The sequence below is a fragment of the Cupriavidus sp. 291-E7 genome, assembly GCF_057798835.1.
Genome location: NZ_JBYOJV010000003.1, coordinates 397,491 through 413,572, shown reverse-complemented (window position 1 = coordinate 413,572; position 16,082 = coordinate 397,491). Strand labels below are relative to the sequence as shown.

The 16,082-nt window shown below is 65.1% G+C and carries 17 protein-coding genes; 4 read left to right on the top strand and 13 right to left on the bottom strand.

Going from position 1 to position 16,082, the window contains the following annotated elements; translation table 11 throughout:
• The first annotated feature begins 228 nt into the window (after positions 1–228).
• Positions 229–1,179 carry a Bug family tripartite tricarboxylate transporter substrate binding protein gene (locus tag AC3FLX_RS07860; RefSeq protein WP_488695612.1) on the top strand — a complete coding sequence of 317 codons (951 nt, stop codon included), beginning with the start codon at positions 229–231 and terminating at the stop codon, positions 1,177–1,179.
• A 67-nt stretch (positions 1,180–1,246) separates the two neighbouring features.
• Here the strand turns inward: AC3FLX_RS07860 and AC3FLX_RS07855 are convergent, their stop codons facing one another.
• The 5 genes from AC3FLX_RS07855 to AC3FLX_RS07835 form a co-directional block, all read right to left on the bottom strand.
• Positions 1,247–2,479: an MFS transporter gene (locus AC3FLX_RS07855; protein ID WP_488695356.1), complete on the bottom strand. Its 1,233-nt coding sequence runs from the start codon at positions 2,477–2,479 to the stop codon at positions 1,247–1,249.
• 96 nt (positions 2,480–2,575) lie between these two features.
• Entirely contained in the window at positions 2,576–3,517 is a 942-nt protein-coding gene (locus AC3FLX_RS07850; RefSeq protein ID WP_488695354.1) for a LysR family transcriptional regulator, read from the bottom strand.
• 93 nt (positions 3,518–3,610) lie between these two features.
• Complete coding sequence (locus AC3FLX_RS07845) at positions 3,611–4,324, bottom strand: 4-carboxy-4-hydroxy-2-oxoadipate aldolase/oxaloacetate decarboxylase (RefSeq protein ID WP_488695352.1); 714 nt, start codon at positions 4,322–4,324, stop codon at positions 3,611–3,613.
• Complete coding sequence (locus tag AC3FLX_RS07840) at positions 4,321–5,052, bottom strand: PIG-L deacetylase family protein (protein WP_488695351.1); 732 nt, start codon at positions 5,050–5,052, stop codon at positions 4,321–4,323. The genes AC3FLX_RS07845 and AC3FLX_RS07840 overlap by 4 nt, the downstream gene beginning before the upstream one ends.
• A gap of 35 nt (positions 5,053–5,087) precedes the next feature.
• A complete protein-coding gene (locus AC3FLX_RS07835) occupies positions 5,088–6,104 on the bottom strand; it encodes a Bug family tripartite tricarboxylate transporter substrate binding protein (RefSeq protein ID WP_488695350.1) in 1,017 nt (338 codons plus the stop codon).
• 101 nt (positions 6,105–6,205) lie between these two features.
• On the opposite strand from AC3FLX_RS07835, the gene AC3FLX_RS07830 reads away from it, so the two are divergent.
• Positions 6,206–7,087 carry a LysR substrate-binding domain-containing protein gene (locus tag AC3FLX_RS07830; RefSeq protein WP_488695348.1) on the top strand — a complete coding sequence of 294 codons (882 nt, stop codon included), beginning with the start codon at positions 6,206–6,208 and terminating at the stop codon, positions 7,085–7,087.
• Between the two features lie 202 nt (positions 7,088–7,289).
• Here the strand turns inward: AC3FLX_RS07830 and alaC are convergent, their stop codons facing one another.
• The 4 genes from alaC to AC3FLX_RS07810 all read right to left on the bottom strand — a co-directional run bounded on the left by alaC (position 7,290) and on the right by AC3FLX_RS07810 (position 10,612).
• Positions 7,290–8,507, bottom strand: coding sequence for an alanine transaminase (gene alaC, locus AC3FLX_RS07825; RefSeq protein ID WP_488695346.1), 1,218 nt, complete (start codon positions 8,505–8,507; stop codon positions 7,290–7,292).
• 121 nt (positions 8,508–8,628) lie between these two features.
• The gene (locus tag AC3FLX_RS07820) at positions 8,629–9,018 is read right to left on the bottom strand and encodes a hypothetical protein (RefSeq protein ID WP_488695345.1); all 390 of its coding nucleotides are present in this window, start codon (positions 9,016–9,018) and stop codon (positions 8,629–8,631) included.
• Between the two features lie 83 nt (positions 9,019–9,101).
• Positions 9,102–9,926, bottom strand: coding sequence for a siderophore-interacting protein (locus AC3FLX_RS07815; protein WP_488695343.1), 825 nt, complete (start codon positions 9,924–9,926; stop codon positions 9,102–9,104).
• 2 nt (positions 9,927–9,928) lie between these two features.
• The gene (locus tag AC3FLX_RS07810) at positions 9,929–10,612 is read right to left on the bottom strand and encodes a PadR family transcriptional regulator (RefSeq protein ID WP_488695342.1); all 684 of its coding nucleotides are present in this window, start codon (positions 10,610–10,612) and stop codon (positions 9,929–9,931) included.
• 158 nt (positions 10,613–10,770) lie between these two features.
• On the opposite strand from AC3FLX_RS07810, the gene AC3FLX_RS07805 reads away from it, so the two are divergent.
• Entirely contained in the window at positions 10,771–11,364 is a 594-nt protein-coding gene (locus AC3FLX_RS07805) for a 2-hydroxychromene-2-carboxylate isomerase (protein ID WP_488695340.1), read from the top strand.
• Between the two features lie 16 nt (positions 11,365–11,380).
• Here AC3FLX_RS07805 and AC3FLX_RS07800 read toward each other — a convergent pair whose 3' ends face one another.
• The 3 genes from AC3FLX_RS07800 to AC3FLX_RS07790 all read right to left on the bottom strand — a co-directional run bounded on the left by AC3FLX_RS07800 (position 11,381) and on the right by AC3FLX_RS07790 (position 13,950).
• Complete coding sequence (locus AC3FLX_RS07800; RefSeq protein WP_488695339.1) at positions 11,381–12,925, bottom strand: methyl-accepting chemotaxis protein; 1,545 nt, start codon at positions 12,923–12,925, stop codon at positions 11,381–11,383.
• A gap of 146 nt (positions 12,926–13,071) precedes the next feature.
• Positions 13,072–13,572 carry a DUF6644 family protein gene (locus AC3FLX_RS07795; protein ID WP_488695337.1) on the bottom strand — a complete coding sequence of 167 codons (501 nt, stop codon included), beginning with the start codon at positions 13,570–13,572 and terminating at the stop codon, positions 13,072–13,074.
• 3 nt (positions 13,573–13,575) lie between these two features.
• Positions 13,576–13,950, bottom strand: coding sequence for a DUF6152 family protein (locus AC3FLX_RS07790; RefSeq protein WP_488695335.1), 375 nt, complete (start codon positions 13,948–13,950; stop codon positions 13,576–13,578).
• Positions 13,951–14,087: 137 nt separating this feature from the next.
• Here AC3FLX_RS07790 and AC3FLX_RS07785 point away from each other — a divergent pair, with 137 nt between their 5' ends.
• Complete coding sequence (locus AC3FLX_RS07785) at positions 14,088–15,251, top strand: DSD1 family PLP-dependent enzyme (RefSeq protein ID WP_488695333.1); 1,164 nt, start codon at positions 14,088–14,090, stop codon at positions 15,249–15,251.
• A gap of 29 nt (positions 15,252–15,280) precedes the next feature.
• Here the strand turns inward: AC3FLX_RS07785 and AC3FLX_RS07780 are convergent, their stop codons facing one another.
• Positions 15,281–15,763, bottom strand: a complete 483-nt coding sequence (locus AC3FLX_RS07780) for a hypothetical protein (RefSeq protein WP_488695331.1) — start codon at positions 15,761–15,763, stop codon at positions 15,281–15,283.
• Between the last annotated feature and the right edge of the window lie 319 nt (positions 15,764–16,082).

Here is a 16,082-nt window from a genome sequence, read left to right as displayed (position 1 = left end):
GGGGGGCCTGATGCATCGCACCTTGTTGCCACGTTGGACGTGAGCATAGCCCAATCATCCGGCGATTGTCGTCAGGGCTATCACCTATATTATTAATAATATGATTGACTAGAGTGCGGGCTAGCGCCTGGCAAAGGCGCCAGGCATGCGCCTGTTCAAAACACATGGAAGGAGACTTGCGTGAATCTGTCACTCAGACCACCCGGCGCCAGGCGCCGATATCTGCTCATGGCGGCTGCCATCATGGCCGTCAACGGCGCGTTTCCGGCACTGGCCAGGGCGGACTACCCGGACAAACCCGTCAAGCTGGTTGTGCCCTACACCCCTGGCGGCGCGACGGACGTGATCGGCCGCGTCATTGCCCAGAAGCTCTCGGTGTCCCTGGGCCAGCCAGTGGTCGTGGAAAACAAGGCCGGCGCGGCAGGCAACCTTGGCGCCGCCTACGTGGCCAAGGAAAAGCCTGACGGCTACACGTTGCTGCTGGGCGCACTCACCAGCCATTCGATCAACAGCGTGCTGCTGCCATCGGCGGCCGGTTTCACGATGGACAAGAGCTTCGCGCCGGTTGCGGTGGTGGGACGCGTGCCGCTGGTGGTCGCGGTCGGTCCATCGTTCAAGGGAAAAACGCTCGCCGACTTCATCGCCACGGCCAAAGGCAAGCCGGGCGGCATGAACTATGGATCGTCGGGGAACGGTTCGCCGCAACACCTGGCCGCGGAGTTGTTCAAGCGCCAGGCCGGCGTGGACCTCACGCACGTTCCGTACAAGGGCAGCAGCCCCGCGCTGAACGACCTGATGGGTGGACAGGTGGACGTCGTCTTCGACACGCTGCCGGCCACGCAGTCGTTCATCAAGGGCGGCCGTCTGCGCGCACTGGCATCGGCCACGCCGCAGCGCGTGTTGCCCGATGTGCCGACGGCCAGCGAAGCCGGCCTCGCCGGATTCGAAGTCAGTTCGATGTTCGGCTTGCTGGCGCCGGCAGGCACGCCCGCGCCCATCATCAGCAAGTTGAGCGCGGCACTCAAGGACATCATGGCCCAGCAGGAAGTGAAGAACGCGCTCACCTCCCAGGGCGCCATGCCTGTCTACACCACGCCTGACGAAGCCCGCTCGCAGATCGCCGCCGAGGTTGCGCGGTGGTCCAAGGTCATCAAGGAATCGAACATCGCCGCTGACTGAGCGCTGACGCAGCGGTAGCCGAGGCACCGAACGGATCGCCGCCGCGCCTGGCGGCGATCCGTAGTCATCAACGTGGCGTCAGCTTATTGCCGATGGGATCGGCGAGCGCTTCGGAGCGGCTCCTCCGGTCGCGCAGATGTCCAACGACGAACGCCGCCAGCAGCAATGCGGCCGCACTCCACGCCAGGCCGGGCACCCACGGCAGCCAGCCCGCCAGGGGCGCGGCCTTGCTCGCACCCGACGACACCGTGGCGATACGCGCGAATGCCGCCGTCGCGGCGACCGCAAACACCAGTCCGGTAAATACGCCCTCGCGGCCAACGTGGCCGGCTTCCAGCGCCGCATTGAGGGCCGAGCCGAACAGAATTCCCCAGAGTCCGCCCGCCACGCATTGCGCCACCAGCACGGCCTGCAGCGATCCGGCGGCGGCAAATCCGAACAGGGCCAGCGCGCCCGCCGCCGCCGCGGCCAGCAGCACGACATAAGTGGAATAGCGCCGCAACAATGCGGCTTGCGGCAGCAGCACACACAGCGCAAAGCCGATCCAGAACGATGGGGATACCTGCACCAGCTGGGCAGGCGATACAAAGCGCAGATAGGCCGGCGCGGAGTTGATGGATGTATGGATCTGGAACCCCAGTGCGAGCAACCAGAACGCGACGAAGAGCAGCCACGCACGCGACAGTGGCGGTCGATAGCCAGCCGCCGATGCCCCCTTACCGGCTGGCGACACGGCAGGCAGACCCGCCGCCGTGGATGACTCCGCCCATCGCAATGCGACCACCGCGATCACCAGAGCCGCACTGGCCACGGCAAACGGCAACAGTGGCGATGCGCCGCGCAACCAGGCGGTCAGCATCGGCCCGAGCGCCCCGGCAAGGCCAACACCCACCAGCGAACAGGCCACCAGGAACGATGGCGCGCTACCCTGGAGGTGACGCGCCATCATGACCATCGGCGGCGCGCGCAGTGCCGACGATGTCGCCGCCCAGATCGCGGTCAGCGCAAAGAGCCATGCCGGCGATGCAACGCCGGGCATCAGCACAAAGGCCAGCGCCGACAGCACGGACAAGGCAAGCATCCACCCGCCCAGGCGGCGCATGGCATTCGCCGCGCGATCGGCCGCCATGCCCAGCGCCATGTCCATGACGACGAAGATGACCTGATCCATCATCAGGATCCACGCCACCTGTGCGCGCGCAAGACCCGCCTGTGCAGCCAGTTGCGGAAGAAACGCCACGTAGAGCGTCCACGTCACCGCTAGCAGGAACTGCACGGAACATAGAATCAATGCGCGCATGCCGGCCACCCTGCCCTATGGTCAACGGGTTCATCGCCCTTTCACTGCAAGGATAGGAAGCGGCCATGCATTGCACCAGCACGGGCCGCGCCGGGATCAGCCCTCCAGCAAGCGTGCCCCGCGCCATTCGCCGGACCGCACCAGCCCGCGTGCGGTATCGGCCAGCACGACGCGCAACGCCAGCGCGGCTGGCGACAGTTCATCGTCCGAAAGGCTGCAAAGCAGGTTGCGCCGCCCGACTTGAGGATCGTCGATCTGCGCCAGATGAAAGCGGGTTTCCGCGTCGGGATAGCGGCCCACCGCCGCCCACGGCTGCAGCGTGGCGCCAAAGCCCATGTCGACGGCATCCATCAGCATGGCCAGCGAATCCACCTCCTGAACCACATGCGGCGTGACCTTGGCACGCGCGAACGCGGCATCGAGCGTGCTGCGCAGGCCGTGCACGCCGCTTGGCAAGATCAGCGGCACATCGGCAAGATCGGTCATGGTCCGCTGCGTGGGCGGATCGGCGCGGCCTTGCGGCAGCATCTGCCGGGACTGGATCAGGAACAGCGTTTCTTCGAGCAACGGCATCACTGTCCAACGGCGCGCCGCGTGGGTGCCGAACAGCACGGCGAGATCGAGCTGGCGCGCGTTGAGCATGGCAGTCAGGTGTCCCGACAGGCTTTCGACGATATGCAGGCGCACATCGGGATAGCGCTCGCGCATGGCGCGGATCAGCGGCACACCGATGACCGACGCCGTGGTCGGCGCCAGCCCCACGCTCACGGCGCCGGACAGGCGCGCCTGATGCGCCGCGCGGCGTGCCTGCTCCGCGTGGCGCAGCGTCAGCTGGGCTTCGTGAAAGAATGCAAGGCCGGCCTCGGTCGGCGTCACGCCTTGCGGCGTGCGGCGCAGCAGACGGGTGGCGAGTTCGCTTTCCAGCCGGCTGATCTGCTGGCTGACCGCCGATTGCACCATGTCGAGTTCAAGCGCGGCACGGCTCATGCTGCCAAGCTCGACCACCCGCACGAAATACTGAAGCTGGCGCAATTCCATCTGGCTCCCCCCGCTGGGCCGACCCGCCCGCGCCAGCGGGGATCGGCTTCAATGTTCTCGGGGGTCTTATACCAGATACGGCCGGGGTGCGGATCAGGCTTCCGCGGCGCCGCTGTACCAGTCCACGGTCTGGTCCAGGTACTCCAGGCCCTTGTCGGCCAGTGCCGGGCGCATGTTGTACATGTCGACGCCCAGCACGCCCGAAGCCAGCTTGTCGCGCTTGGCCGCCTCCAGCGCTTCACGTTCGGCCGCCTTGCGCGCAACCTCTCCGGCATGCGGCCGCGCAACGACAACCACGCCGTCGTCGTCCGCGACGATCACGTCGCCCGGCCGCACCTGCGCACCGGCGCACACCACCGGAACATTCACGGCGCCCACGGTTTCCTTCACGGCGCCCTGCGCGGATACCGCGCGCGACCACACCGGAAATCCCATCGCATTGAGCGTGGCCACATCGCGGCAGCCAGCGTCCAGGATCAGGCCACGCGCGCCGCGCGCCTTCAGGGAGGTGGCCAGCAGGTCACCGAACACGCCGTCCGTGCAGTCGCTGGTCAGCGCCACGACCAGCACATCGCCGGGGCGGATCATCTCCACGGCCACGTGGATCATCCAGTTGTCGCCCGGATGCATCAGCGCCGTCACGGCACTGCCGGCGATGGCCGTCCCGTTCTGGATCGGGCGCAGATAGGGCTTCATCAGGCCCGTGCGGCGCTGCGCCTCGTGCACCGTGGCCACGCCGGACCTGGCCAGCGATTCGATGTCTTGCGCATCGGCGCGCAGGATGTTGCGATAGGCAACCGTTCTCATGCCAGCTCCTCCGTCACTTGCGGAAACACACGGGCATATCCTTCCCCGTACTGAATCTTCTTGTCCGAATTGCGCGTCGCCTGTGCGCCGCGCTGCAGCGCCACGCGGGTGTAGTACTCCCACAGGTGTTCCTGCGCGGCCATCGTCGTGAACGCGCGCTGCTTCTTCTCCCACACCGACGAGATATCGAGCAGCACGTCGGGCTTCCAGTTGCACTGCTCCGGCTGGTGCGGCTCGAACAGGAACACCGGCGGCGCGCCGATCACGGGCACGTCCGGCTTGTAGCCGTGCGCCTGGGCAATGACCCTCGCCTCCTGCGCCACGTGCGTGGCCAGCGGGTGGTCGAAGTTGTAGATGTCTTCGCGCGAATGGCTCAGCACCAGTTCCGGGCGGATGTCGCGGTAGATGTCCGCCAGACGCAGCAGCGCTTCGTCGGGCACGCGCAGCGGATAGTCGCCCAGATCGAAACATTCGAGCGTGCCGCCCAGAATTTCGGCGGCGCGTTGCGCTTCTTCCAGACGAGCCGCCTTGACGCGCTCGATCGTCATGCCGGGTTGCCGCCACATCTTGGCCGACTCCCCACGCTCGCCAAAGGACAGGCACACGATGCGCACGTGGTAGCCGCGCTCGGCGTACAGCGCAATGGCGCCGCCCGCGCGCCAGACAAAGTCGGCCGCATGCGCGCTGACGACCAGGATGGAGGGCTTGTTTGCTTGTTGCTGGGACATCTTTGCTTCCTGAAATCTTTGAGCGTGTCGGGACGTTAGTCCGCGGTAATGCCGGCCTTGTGGATCACGTTGTTCCACGTCGTGGTTTCGGTCTTCACGAACTGGCCGAACTGTTCCGGCGTACCGGAGACGATCGTGACGCCAAGCTGGCCAAGCTGCTTCTTGACCTCGGGATCGGCCAGCGCCGTGTTGGCGGCCGCGTTCAGTTGCTTGACGATGGGCGCGGGCGTCTTGGCGGGCGCGACCAGGCCCCACCACACCGATGCGGTGAAGTTGGGCAGGCCCTCTTCCTTCGACGTCGGCACGTTCGGCAATTGCGCCGAATGCTGGGCGCTGGCCACTGCCAGCGGGCGCAGCGTGCCGGCCTTGATATGCGAAATCACTTCGAGCGGATTGATCGGCATGAACGTGATGCGCTCGCCGATCAAGTCGGTGATGGCCGGTGCGCCGCCCTTGTAGGGCACGTGCAGCACGTCGATGCTGGCGGTGTCCTTGAGCAGTTCGCCAGCCAGGTGGCCCGAGCTGCCATTACCCGCCGACGCATAGTTGAGCTTGCCCGGCTGGGCCTTGGCCTGGGCAACCAGATCCTTCAGCGACTTGAACGGCGACTTGGCCGGCACCACCACCACCAGCGATGCCTCGCCGATGCGTGCCACGGGCGCGAAATCGGTGGTCGGATTGAAGCTGAGCTTGTTGAACAGTGCCGCGTTGGTGGCCAGGCTGTTCGACGCCATCATGATCGTGTAGCCATCGGCCGGCGCCTTGGCGACGAAATCCATGCCGATATTGGTGCTGGCACCGGGACGGTTGTCGACGATGATCGGCTGCTTGAGCAACTGGCTCATGCGCTGGCCCACCGAGCGGGCCACGATGTCGACCGCGCCGCCTGCGGCATACGGCACCACCAGACGGATCGGCTTGTCGGGGTAGGCATCGGCATGCGCCACCGACGCACCCATTGCCAGCGTTGCCATCGCCGCCGTCAGCAGCGTTGCCATGACCGGGCGGCTCCCGCCCTGCGAAAAACGAATACGAGCGAGCCCGCGCAGCATGCAAGTCTCCAGATGTTGTGAGGATGTGCTCGCATTCTCGGGGCCGCTCGTGATACTGTCCAATACGTTTTCAGATAGCTCGTTATTTCGATTCACTATCAATGGACTTCCGCCAACTCCGCTATTTCGTGGCCGTTGCCGAGGCACTGAGCTTCAGCGAGGCCGCTCGCCGGCTGCATGTCAGCCAGCCTCCGCTGAGCGTGCAGATCAAGGCACTGGAGGATGAACTTGGCAGCACACTGCTGGAACGCTCGCGCCATCACGTGGCGCTGACGCCCGCTGGCGAACTGTTCCTGGACAAGGCACGTGCCGCGCTGGCCAATCTGGACCAGGCGCGCGAAGTGGTCAGGCAGGTGGCCTCGGGCGAGGCCGGAGAAATCCGCGTCGGCTTCACGGCTTCCGTGCCGATGCAGGATATTTTTCCGCGCGCGGTGCACGCGTTTCGGGAAGCCCATCGCCATGCCAAGCTTGAGCTTGTGCATATGTCGACGGGGCAGCAGTTGCAGCAACTGGAAAACGGCGAGATCGACATCGCATTCCTGCGGCCATCGCCACAGTTTCGTCCCCCGGCAAGCATTGCGGTGCGCGAGGTGCTGACCGACCGGCTGGTGGCGGTGTTGCCGGTTGCCCATACGCTGGCGGACGGCAATGACGATATCGACATCAGCGCGCTCTCACCGGAGCGCTTTCTGCTCTTTCCGCGCGGGCTTGGCTGTGGATTGTTCGACCATGTGACGACGTTGTGCAACCGTTCCGGCTTTGCGCCGAACGTCGCGCAGGAAGCGCGCGAGGCTACTACGATCATCGGCCTGGTTGCCAGTGGCGCTGGGGTGTCGGTGCTACCGGAGATCTATGCGCGAACGGGCATTCCGGGCGTAGCGTATCGATCGATCGCCGGACCGGACGCCGCGAGCCGCATCCTGATGGCGCACCGCGCCGAAGCACTGTCGCCGATCATGAAGCGGTTTCTGGGGTATTTCTGAGGGGGGAGAACACCGACAGCGTTTCAAATACGCTCGGTTTGCTCCCCTCTCCCGCCTTGCGGGAGAGGGGTTGGGGGAGAGGGCCATGCGGCTCTGCTTGCCGACATGCCGCGATTTGAACCGCTGAGCCCTCTCCCCCGGCCCCTCTCCCGCAAGGCGGGAGAGGGGAGAACACCAACCGGGTTTTAAATACGAAGCAGACTCAAACCACCGCCGGCTTCACCAGCCCATCCGCGCGGAACATCGACTTGATGCCACGCACGGCCTGCCGAATCCGCGATTCGTTCTCGATCAGCGCAAACCGCACGTACTCATCGCCGAAGTCGCCAAAGCCGATGCCCGGCGATACCGATACCTTGGCTTTGGCCAGCAGCTGCTTCGAGAATTCGAGCGCGCCCAGTGCGCGATACGGTTCGGGAATCCGCGCCCAGATATACATCGACGCTTTCGGAATATCCACCTGCCAGCCCGCCTCGATCAGCCCGCGCGCCAGCACGTCGCGGCGCGCCTGATACTCGGCGGCGATCTCCTTTACGCACTGCTGGTCGCCTTCCAGCGCGGCAATCGCCGCCACCTGCAGCGGCGTGAAGGTACCGTAGTCGTGATAGCTCTTGATGCGGGTCAGCGCGGCCACGAGATCGGGGTTGCCGACCATGAAGCCAATGCGCCAGCCAGCCATGTTGTAGCTCTTCGATAGCGTGAAGAACTCCACCGCAATATCCTTGGCGCCGGGCACCTGCATGATCGATGGCGCCTTCCAGCCATCGAACACGATGTCCGCATAGGCCAGGTCATGCACCACGAAGATGTCGTGCTTGCGCGCCAGCGCGATCACGCGCTCGAAGAAATCGAGTTCCACGCATGCCGCCGTCGGATTCGACGGGAACCCGAGCACGATCATCTTGGGCTTCGGATAACTGCCGCGAATCGCGCGTTCGAGCTCGGCAAAGAAGTCGATGTCCGGCGTCAGCGGCACCGAGCGGATGTCGGCCCCCGCAATCACCGCACCGTAGATATGGATCGGATAGCTCGGATCGGGCACCAGCACGGTATCGCCGCGATCGAGCGTGGCCAGCATCAGGTGCGCCAGCCCCTCCTTCGAGCCAATCGTGACGATGGCTTCGCGGTCCGGATCGATCTCCACGTCATAGCGGTCCCGATACCAGTGAGAAATGGCCCTGCGCAGGCGCGGAATGCCCTTTGACGCCGAATAGCCATGAGTATCGGGCCGCTGCGCGGCTTCCACGAGCTTGGCCACGATATGAGGCGGCGTGGCACCGTCGGGGTTGCCCATGCTCATGTCGATGATGTCCTCGCCACGGCGGCGGGCGGCCATCTTGAGCTCGGCGGTGATATTGAAAACGTAGGGGGGAAGACGATCGATGCGCGCAAAGCGGCGCTTGCCGGATTCGGCAGTCATGGAGGAGTCCTATACGTAAGCGCCCGGAACCGTCCGAGCGACGTCGTGGCCGTTGTCTCGGCCACTGGGGACTGATCATAGCCAGCCGTGCCGATTCGCACAACCTGGCAATTCAAAAAAATCAGAACATGCCGCCAGGCGGGCTGGTCGGGCGATCCGCCGGAAGATTGCGCACGATGCAGTCCAGCGCGTCGGCATTGGACTTGTCGCCACCGAAGGTGCCGGCGATCGAACCGCGATACTCGGGCACGGTGATGCGGTTGTAGTAGAGGCGCGACGTCTGGTCGAGCCAGTAGACGTAGTTGCTGTCGCTTTCATCCGAGCCGCTGCGCAGCCATTCGCCAAGCGGCTGGTTGCCCAGGCGCGTATTGGCACAGACGGCCTGGACCTTGTCGAGGTAATTGTTGAGGCCGCGCGCCTCGTAATTGCGGAAGGAATCCGGCGCGCAGGCCGCGAGTCCGATCGAAGCAGTCACGACAGCAGTCAGCGGCAGCAGGCTAAGGCGCGGCATGGTGGAGTTTCCGTGGCGATGGGCGTGGCATCCAGTGTAGCCGCACCGCATCGCCGCGGCTCGCCGCTCCGCAATTTTTCAGATCAGTCGTCGATCGTTTCGTGAACGGCGGCATTGCCCCGCTTCCAGTACGCCGATGCACGAATGCGCGTCTTGTGGATGCCGCGCTCGTTCACCAGGTACTGGCGCACCTCGCGCATCGCGGCGGCCTCGCCGGCGGCCCACACATAGCCCTCGCCCTCGGGCAGGCTCAGCCAGCGCAGCGTCGGCGTGAGCTGGCTGCCTTCGGGTGTGTCATCGCCATGCTCGTCACGATGGATCCAGTGCACCTCGCCGTGCGGGCCGGTTGCCAGCGGAATACGCGCCGATTGATCCGACACTTCGGCCACGACGATCACGCGTGCATGCGGACCCAGTTCCTCGATGCGGCGGCCGATGGCCGGCAACGCGGTATCGTCGCCGATCAGCAGATGCCAGTCGAATTCGCGCGGAATCACAAACGACCCGCGCGGACCGCCTACGCCGATGTACTGGCCCGGTTGCGCCTGCGCGGCCCAGGTCGACGCGGGGCCATCGCCATGCAACACGAACTCGATGTCGAGTTCGCATGCCGCATTGTCGTAGCGACGCGGCGTGTAGTCGCGCGCCTGCGGCCGGGGTTGGCCTTCCGGAAACGTGATGCCATCCGGGCCGACCTGCGGCAGCACGGGCTTGTCAGCGGCGCGCTCCGGAAAGAAGACTTTCACGTGGTCATCGAACGATCCGGAAACGAAATCGGCCAGGCCTTCGCCGCCCAGCGTCACGCGCAGCAACTGTGGCGACACCTTGTGGGTGCGCAGCACCTTGACCAGGCGCATCTTCAGCGGATGGCGCACACGCTGCACGGTAAGGTCGCGGGTTTCGCTCATACTCAAGCCTCCGCCTGGTTGCCGCCGCGCTCGATCTCATCGACCGCGCGTTCGAGGATGGCCGCGATACGGCGCTGCTCGCCGGCCGGTGCGCCGCTGCGCATCATCAGGATCTGCTTCAGGCGTCCGCGAGCCTGCACGAGTTCCGGCGCCCAGCCGCCCTCGTCCACATCGCGCTGTGGCTGGCCACTCATGGCCCGGCGCATGAAGTCCATCTTGCGCGCCACGTGCTGCAGCCTTGCCACCATCTGCTCCAGACGCGCACGATGCTGGTCCAGGTATGCGCGGCCAGCTTCGGATAGCTGGTAGCGCTTCTTGTTGCCCTCCAGATCCACCGTGGCATAACCCACGTCCTCAAGGAAGGTCAGCGCGGGATACACCACGCCAGGGCTAGGCTTGTAGAAGCCGCCGGTACGTGTTTCCAGCGCCTTGATCAATTCGTAGCCATGCGACGGCTTTTCGTCGAGCAACGACAGCAGCAGCAATTGCAGATCCTCGGCGCTGAACTTGCGGCCACGGCGCAGGTTGTCGCCGTCGAAGCCATCGTCACCGCCGAAATCGCCACCGCCACCGCCAGACCAGAAACCGCCCCGCCCCATCGCCGCCATCATCACGCGGCCAAAGCCGGCGTGATGTCCGCCAAATCCGTGAGGGTGATGACCCCGATGACCAAAGAGATGTCGCATATTGCACTCCGTTATGTCGTAAGACGTATCGTAAGATATATATCGTACGATATAAAGTCAAGGTGAAATCCGAGGATGCGTGAACGGCGGGGTTCCTGTCACAATGCAAGTCACCCAGCCCGCATACGCTGGGACTACAACCACGACGGAGACATTCGATGACCAAGCAGGTGGAGTTCTTCTTCGACTTCGGCAGCCCCTACTCCTATCTGGCCTACAAGGAACTGCCGCGCGTAGCGGCGCGCACGGGCGCCACCATCGTCTGGCGGCCGATGCTGCTGGGCGGTGTCTTCAAGGCCACTGGCAACCACAGCCCGATGGAGATTCCCGCCAAGCGGCAATGGTCGGACGGCGATCTCGACTGCTGGGCCAGGCGCTATGGCGCGCCGTTCCGGCACAACCCGCATTTCCCGGTCAACACGCTGGCGCTGATGCGCGGCGCCATCGGCTACCAGCGCAAGGGGCAAGCCGACTTCCACCGCTACGTGGAAGCGATCTATGCGGCGATGTGGGAAACGGGCCGGAACCTGAACGATCCGAACGAGATCGGCAAGGTGCTGATGGAGGCGGGACTGGACCCGCGCGAGGCGCTGGCGATGCTCGACGACCCCGAAGTGAAGGGCGAGCTCAAGCATGCCACCGAGCAGGCCGTGGCGCGCGGTATCTTTGGCGCGCCGAGCTTCATCGTCGATGACAAGCTGTACTGGGGCAATGACCGGCTGCTGTTCGTCGAGGAACAGCTGGCCGGTTGATCGCCCCGGCCGACAATCAGGCCAGTCGGAACGTGGCCACTGCGGAGGCCAGCTGATTGGCCTGCGATTCGAGCGAGTCGGCGGCGGCGGCCGCCTGCTCTACCAGTGCGGCGTTCTGCTGGTTGACCTGCTCCATTTGCGACACGGCTTCGCTGACCTGCGTGATGCCGCTGGACTGCTCGATCGATGCCGCCGAGATTTCGCTCACGGTATCGGCCAGCCGCTTCACCGCGGCCACGATTTCCTCGATCGTGCTGCCGGCCTGCTCCACCTGCTGGCTGCCCGCATCGACCTTGTCGACCGACGAGTCGATCAGCCCCTTGATTTCCTTGGCTGCGTTGGCGCTGCGCTGCGCCAGGCTGCGCACCTCGCCTGCCACCACGGCAAACCCGCGACCCTGCTCGCCCGCTCGCGCGGCTTCCACCGCGGCGTTCAGGGCCAGGATGTTGGTCTGGAATGCGATGCCGTCGATCACGCCGATGATGTCGACGATCTTCTGCGAGCTCGTGTTGATTTCGCTCATGGTGTGCACCACGCCGCGCACCACCTCGCCGCCGCGCGCGGCCAGGTCTGCCGCATTGCGTGCCAGTTCGCTGGCGTGCGTGGCGCTTTCGGCGTTGTTGCCGACCGTCGACGTCAGCTGTTCCATGCTGGCGGCAGTCTCTTCCAGCGCCGACGACTGCTCCTCGGTACGCGACGACAGATCCGTATTGCCCGCGGCAATCTCGCGCGCGCCGGTGGTCACCGCATCGGAACCCGCGCGAACCTTCGACACGGTCTGCGTCAGGCCCGTCTGCATGCGCGACAGCGCGTCCAGCAACTGGCCAATCTCGTTGCGGCCCGCCTGCGGCACCTTGATCGTCAGGTCGCCGTCGGCCACGCGCATGATCAGGTCGCGCGCCAGGTACAGCGGCGTCACAACCAGCTTGCGCAGCGCCAGGTGCACCACGACGATCAGGCCGGCGGACATGGCCAGCCCGACGCATACCAGCACGATCACACGATTCAGGCGCGTGCGGCCTTCGGCCATCTCGTCGTCATTGAGCTTGGCGGCAAACTGCTGGAAGCGCTCCACGCCGGTCGAGTATTTGGCGCCGGACGACGTGATGTCCTTGTCGTTGATGGCCGCGTAGCCATCGGGGTCCCCGTTGCGCAGCGCGTCCAGGCCACGCTGAACCACTTCCATGTGGGCGCGGCCAGCGGCGACGATATCGTCGCGCGTCGAGGCATCCTGCTCCTTGAAGGCCGGTGCCTTTTCGAAGGCATCGAGTTCGTCCTTCGACTTGCTGATCGACTTCTGCGCGCTGGCCAGCGCGTCACCATTGACCTGGCCAGCGGCCTTGGCGGAACTGTATGCGCGTGTCAAGGCGGAACGGGCGCGGGTCATGTCCTTGTACGCGTCGTTGAGCAGCAGCGCCCGCGACGAGATGACGTGGATACGGTCCGCGGAATCACTGCTGGCGCTCAGCTGGCTGACGCCGAGCACCGCGCCAAAAACGATCATCAGTCCAAAAATCACCAGCGTCGCCAGCAGGCCGTGGCGAATACTCAGGTTGTTCATCAGGGGGCTCTACACGTATGGCTTCAGCCCGCCTTAACGTCGCCCTACCTGAAAGCTTGAGACTTTTGATGCACAGCCTTTGCGTTACATCAATTCCAGGACTAGACAAGCGACGCATCAGGCACAACTGGCTAATCCGAGGGGCGCTAGACGTAGGCAATGAGGCGCCCGGCGCAAATTACGAGCGCCCATGTCACCAGCGACAGTACCGCGCAGATGCGGGCCAGCGGCGGCGGTGTGCGCTGGATTTCCCAGCTGCCCGCGCTCGCGTGCAGTTGCCGGTAGGGACCGGCGTGAAACCACGCGGCGTTTGCCAGGCCAAACGCGATCAGGGCGAGCTTGACCAGGAATGCGCGATTGCCGACCAGATCATCGGCATGGGCCACGAACAGCAGCACGCCGCTACCCACGATCACCAGAAAGCCGACCACCGAGGCAGGTAAGGCATGCCGCAGCAGCAGCGTCACCGGCAACTGGCGGCCCAGGCCGGCCAGGCGCAGGTCTACCACTACGATCGATCCGAACAGCAAGGCCATGCCCGCCAGATGCAGGATTTCGCAAGCCGGATAGGCCCACGCCGACGCACGCAGCCATACCGCGAACGGCGTCGCCGCGAGTTGGCCGGCCCAGGCATCCAGCGACGTCATCGGTCAGCGCAGTTCCACCGTCTGGCCACCGTCGAACGTAATGCGCTCCACGCGCATTTCGTCGGCCTTTTCCTTGCTGGCGTAGCCGACCATCGTCACCTGTTTGCCGACGGCGACCTTTTCAGCGGTGGCGCCGCGCGATTCCATGCGCGACACCGGGGCCAGCACCGCGAGCCAGCGCTTGCCCTGTACGTCGACGCGGATCGTGGCATGCGGGTTTTCGTAGTGCGTCTCAACGATCTTGCCGGTCACCGTCAGCGGCTTGGTTTCGTCATAGGTGGACCAGCCGTGGTGGGCGATGGCAGGCAGGCTGGCCAGCGCGGCGGCGGCCGACAGGCACAGGGCAAGACGGGAAGCAATGGTACGCAAGGCGATCATGACCGGACTCCTTGTATCTGCAAGCAGGGGCACCCAACCCATCGTAGATGACCGGCGCCGGAGCGCAAGGCGTGGCGCCTGCGCCACGTGTTACGCTGTGCGCGCCTTCCACCCCCTGTTGCCGAGCCATCACCGTCATGTCCATCGCATTCGATCTGCCGCCGGCCGCGCGTCCCGGCCAATCCGCCGACACCATCGACACCCCTTCCCTGGTCCTGGACCTCGACATCTTCGCTCGCAACGTCGACCGCATGCAGAGCGCTGCCAACCGGGCGGGAATCAAGCTGCGACCGCATGCCAAGGCCCACAAGTGTCCCGATATTTCGCTGGCGCAGATCGCGCGCGGCGCCGTGGGCATCTGCTGCCAGAAGGTCAGCGAAGCCATTCCGTTCGTGCGTGCGGGTGTGCGCGACGTCCATATCAGCAATGAAGTTGTCGGGACGGCCAAGGCAGCGCTGTTGGCGGACCTGGCCCGGCACGCGCGGATCAGCGTGTGCGTGGACGACCTGACGCAGGTGGATACCCTGGCCGCCGCCGCACTGGAAGCCGGCTCCCGGCTCGATGTCTTTGTCGAAGTCAACGTTGGGCAGGGGCGCTGCGGCGTCACCGATGCTGGCGCGATGCTGAAACTGGTGGAACGCATTGCCAGCCACGGAACGCTGACGATGCGTGGTCTGCAGGCCTATCACGGTGGCGTCCAGCACGTGCGCGACTGGGAGGAGCGGCGCGATGCCGCGGCGCGCGCGGCCGATCGCACCGGCAGTTTCATGGCCCGGCTCGATGCCGCCGGCGTGCGCTACGACGTAGTCACGGGCGGTGGCAGCGGCAGCGTGGAATTCGATCTGGGCAGCGGCGTCTATACCGAAATCCAGCCTGGCTCGTACGTCTTCATGGATGCGGACTACGGCGCCAACGAATACATGATCGACAACGGCCCAGGCTCCGTGAATTTCGAGCACAGCCTGTTCATTGCCACGTCCGTGATGAGTGTGGCGGCCGGCGACCGGGTGGTGGTCGACGCGGGCCTGAAGTCGATGGCCGTCGACTCGGGGCTACCGTGGATCTGGGCCAACGGCGCGCGGTCGGACAAGCTGGACTATGTGGCGGCCAACGACGAGCACGGCATTGTGATGCCAAAGCATGAGGATCTGGTGCGAAAGCTGCCCGCGCTGGGCAGCCGCATGATGCTGGTGCCCGGCCACTGCGACCCCACGCTGAACCTCTATGACGAGATCGTGGGTGTCCGCGAGGGCGTGGTGGAATGCGTGTGGCCGATATCGGCACGGGGCCTGAGCCGCTGACGCCGGCGCGCCGCGCGCGGCCAAGGCTGTCAGGCGAACTGGGCGACCATTTCGTCCAGATCGGCCGGCACCCAGGCGGCGCCGGTCCATTTTTCAAAATTCAGGTCCGATAGCGGAATCGCGGTCAGGGTGCCGACCCAGTCGGTCGGCGCCGCGCCGCAGCGCAGGCCGCTGGCAACCATCGTCATCGCTTCCGGTACATCGATGTCGGCCACGCGCGTCACCGTCGGCCAGGGCAACAGGCGCATGTCCCGCTCGGGCAAGCCAAACCGGTACAGGCCAAATCGCGCGTGCAGCGCGGCACGCGACAGCGTTTGCCTGGCTTCGCTCAATCCGTCATCGCGGGTGGCGGACGGGTCCCACTGCTGGTTGCGCGAGAACCACAGAATTTCATCGCCAGAACGGGGCGCCGCCGTGTGCGCGACAGCCGGCATCAGCCGCCCTGAGCGTGCGATAGCAACCAGGGGCGTTCCCACCGTGTAGTGCCAGACGTAACCGTTTTCGTTTTCCATGTGCAGCTCCTGCAAACGAGCCCTTCCGCCCTCCACTGTGGTGGCGATATGCCCCGTTTACAAGCAAGGTCACGGCGTGTTGCGACCGCAACAAAAATGGTGCAAATAGTCTCCGATTTCGCGTGATTTCCCTGCAGCCCATATCTGGCGCCACTTCCCGGAAATCCGCGGGTGCTGCTGCTCTGGCGACACCCTCTTCTTTTTGAGCGAAACGTCTAAAACCATAGCACAGCGCGTGGTGCATCGCAGCACAAATTGCAGGGCAGCATGCCGTGGCCGAGCGCCCGGCGACGCACATTCCAGCGTCGCACCCATGTTT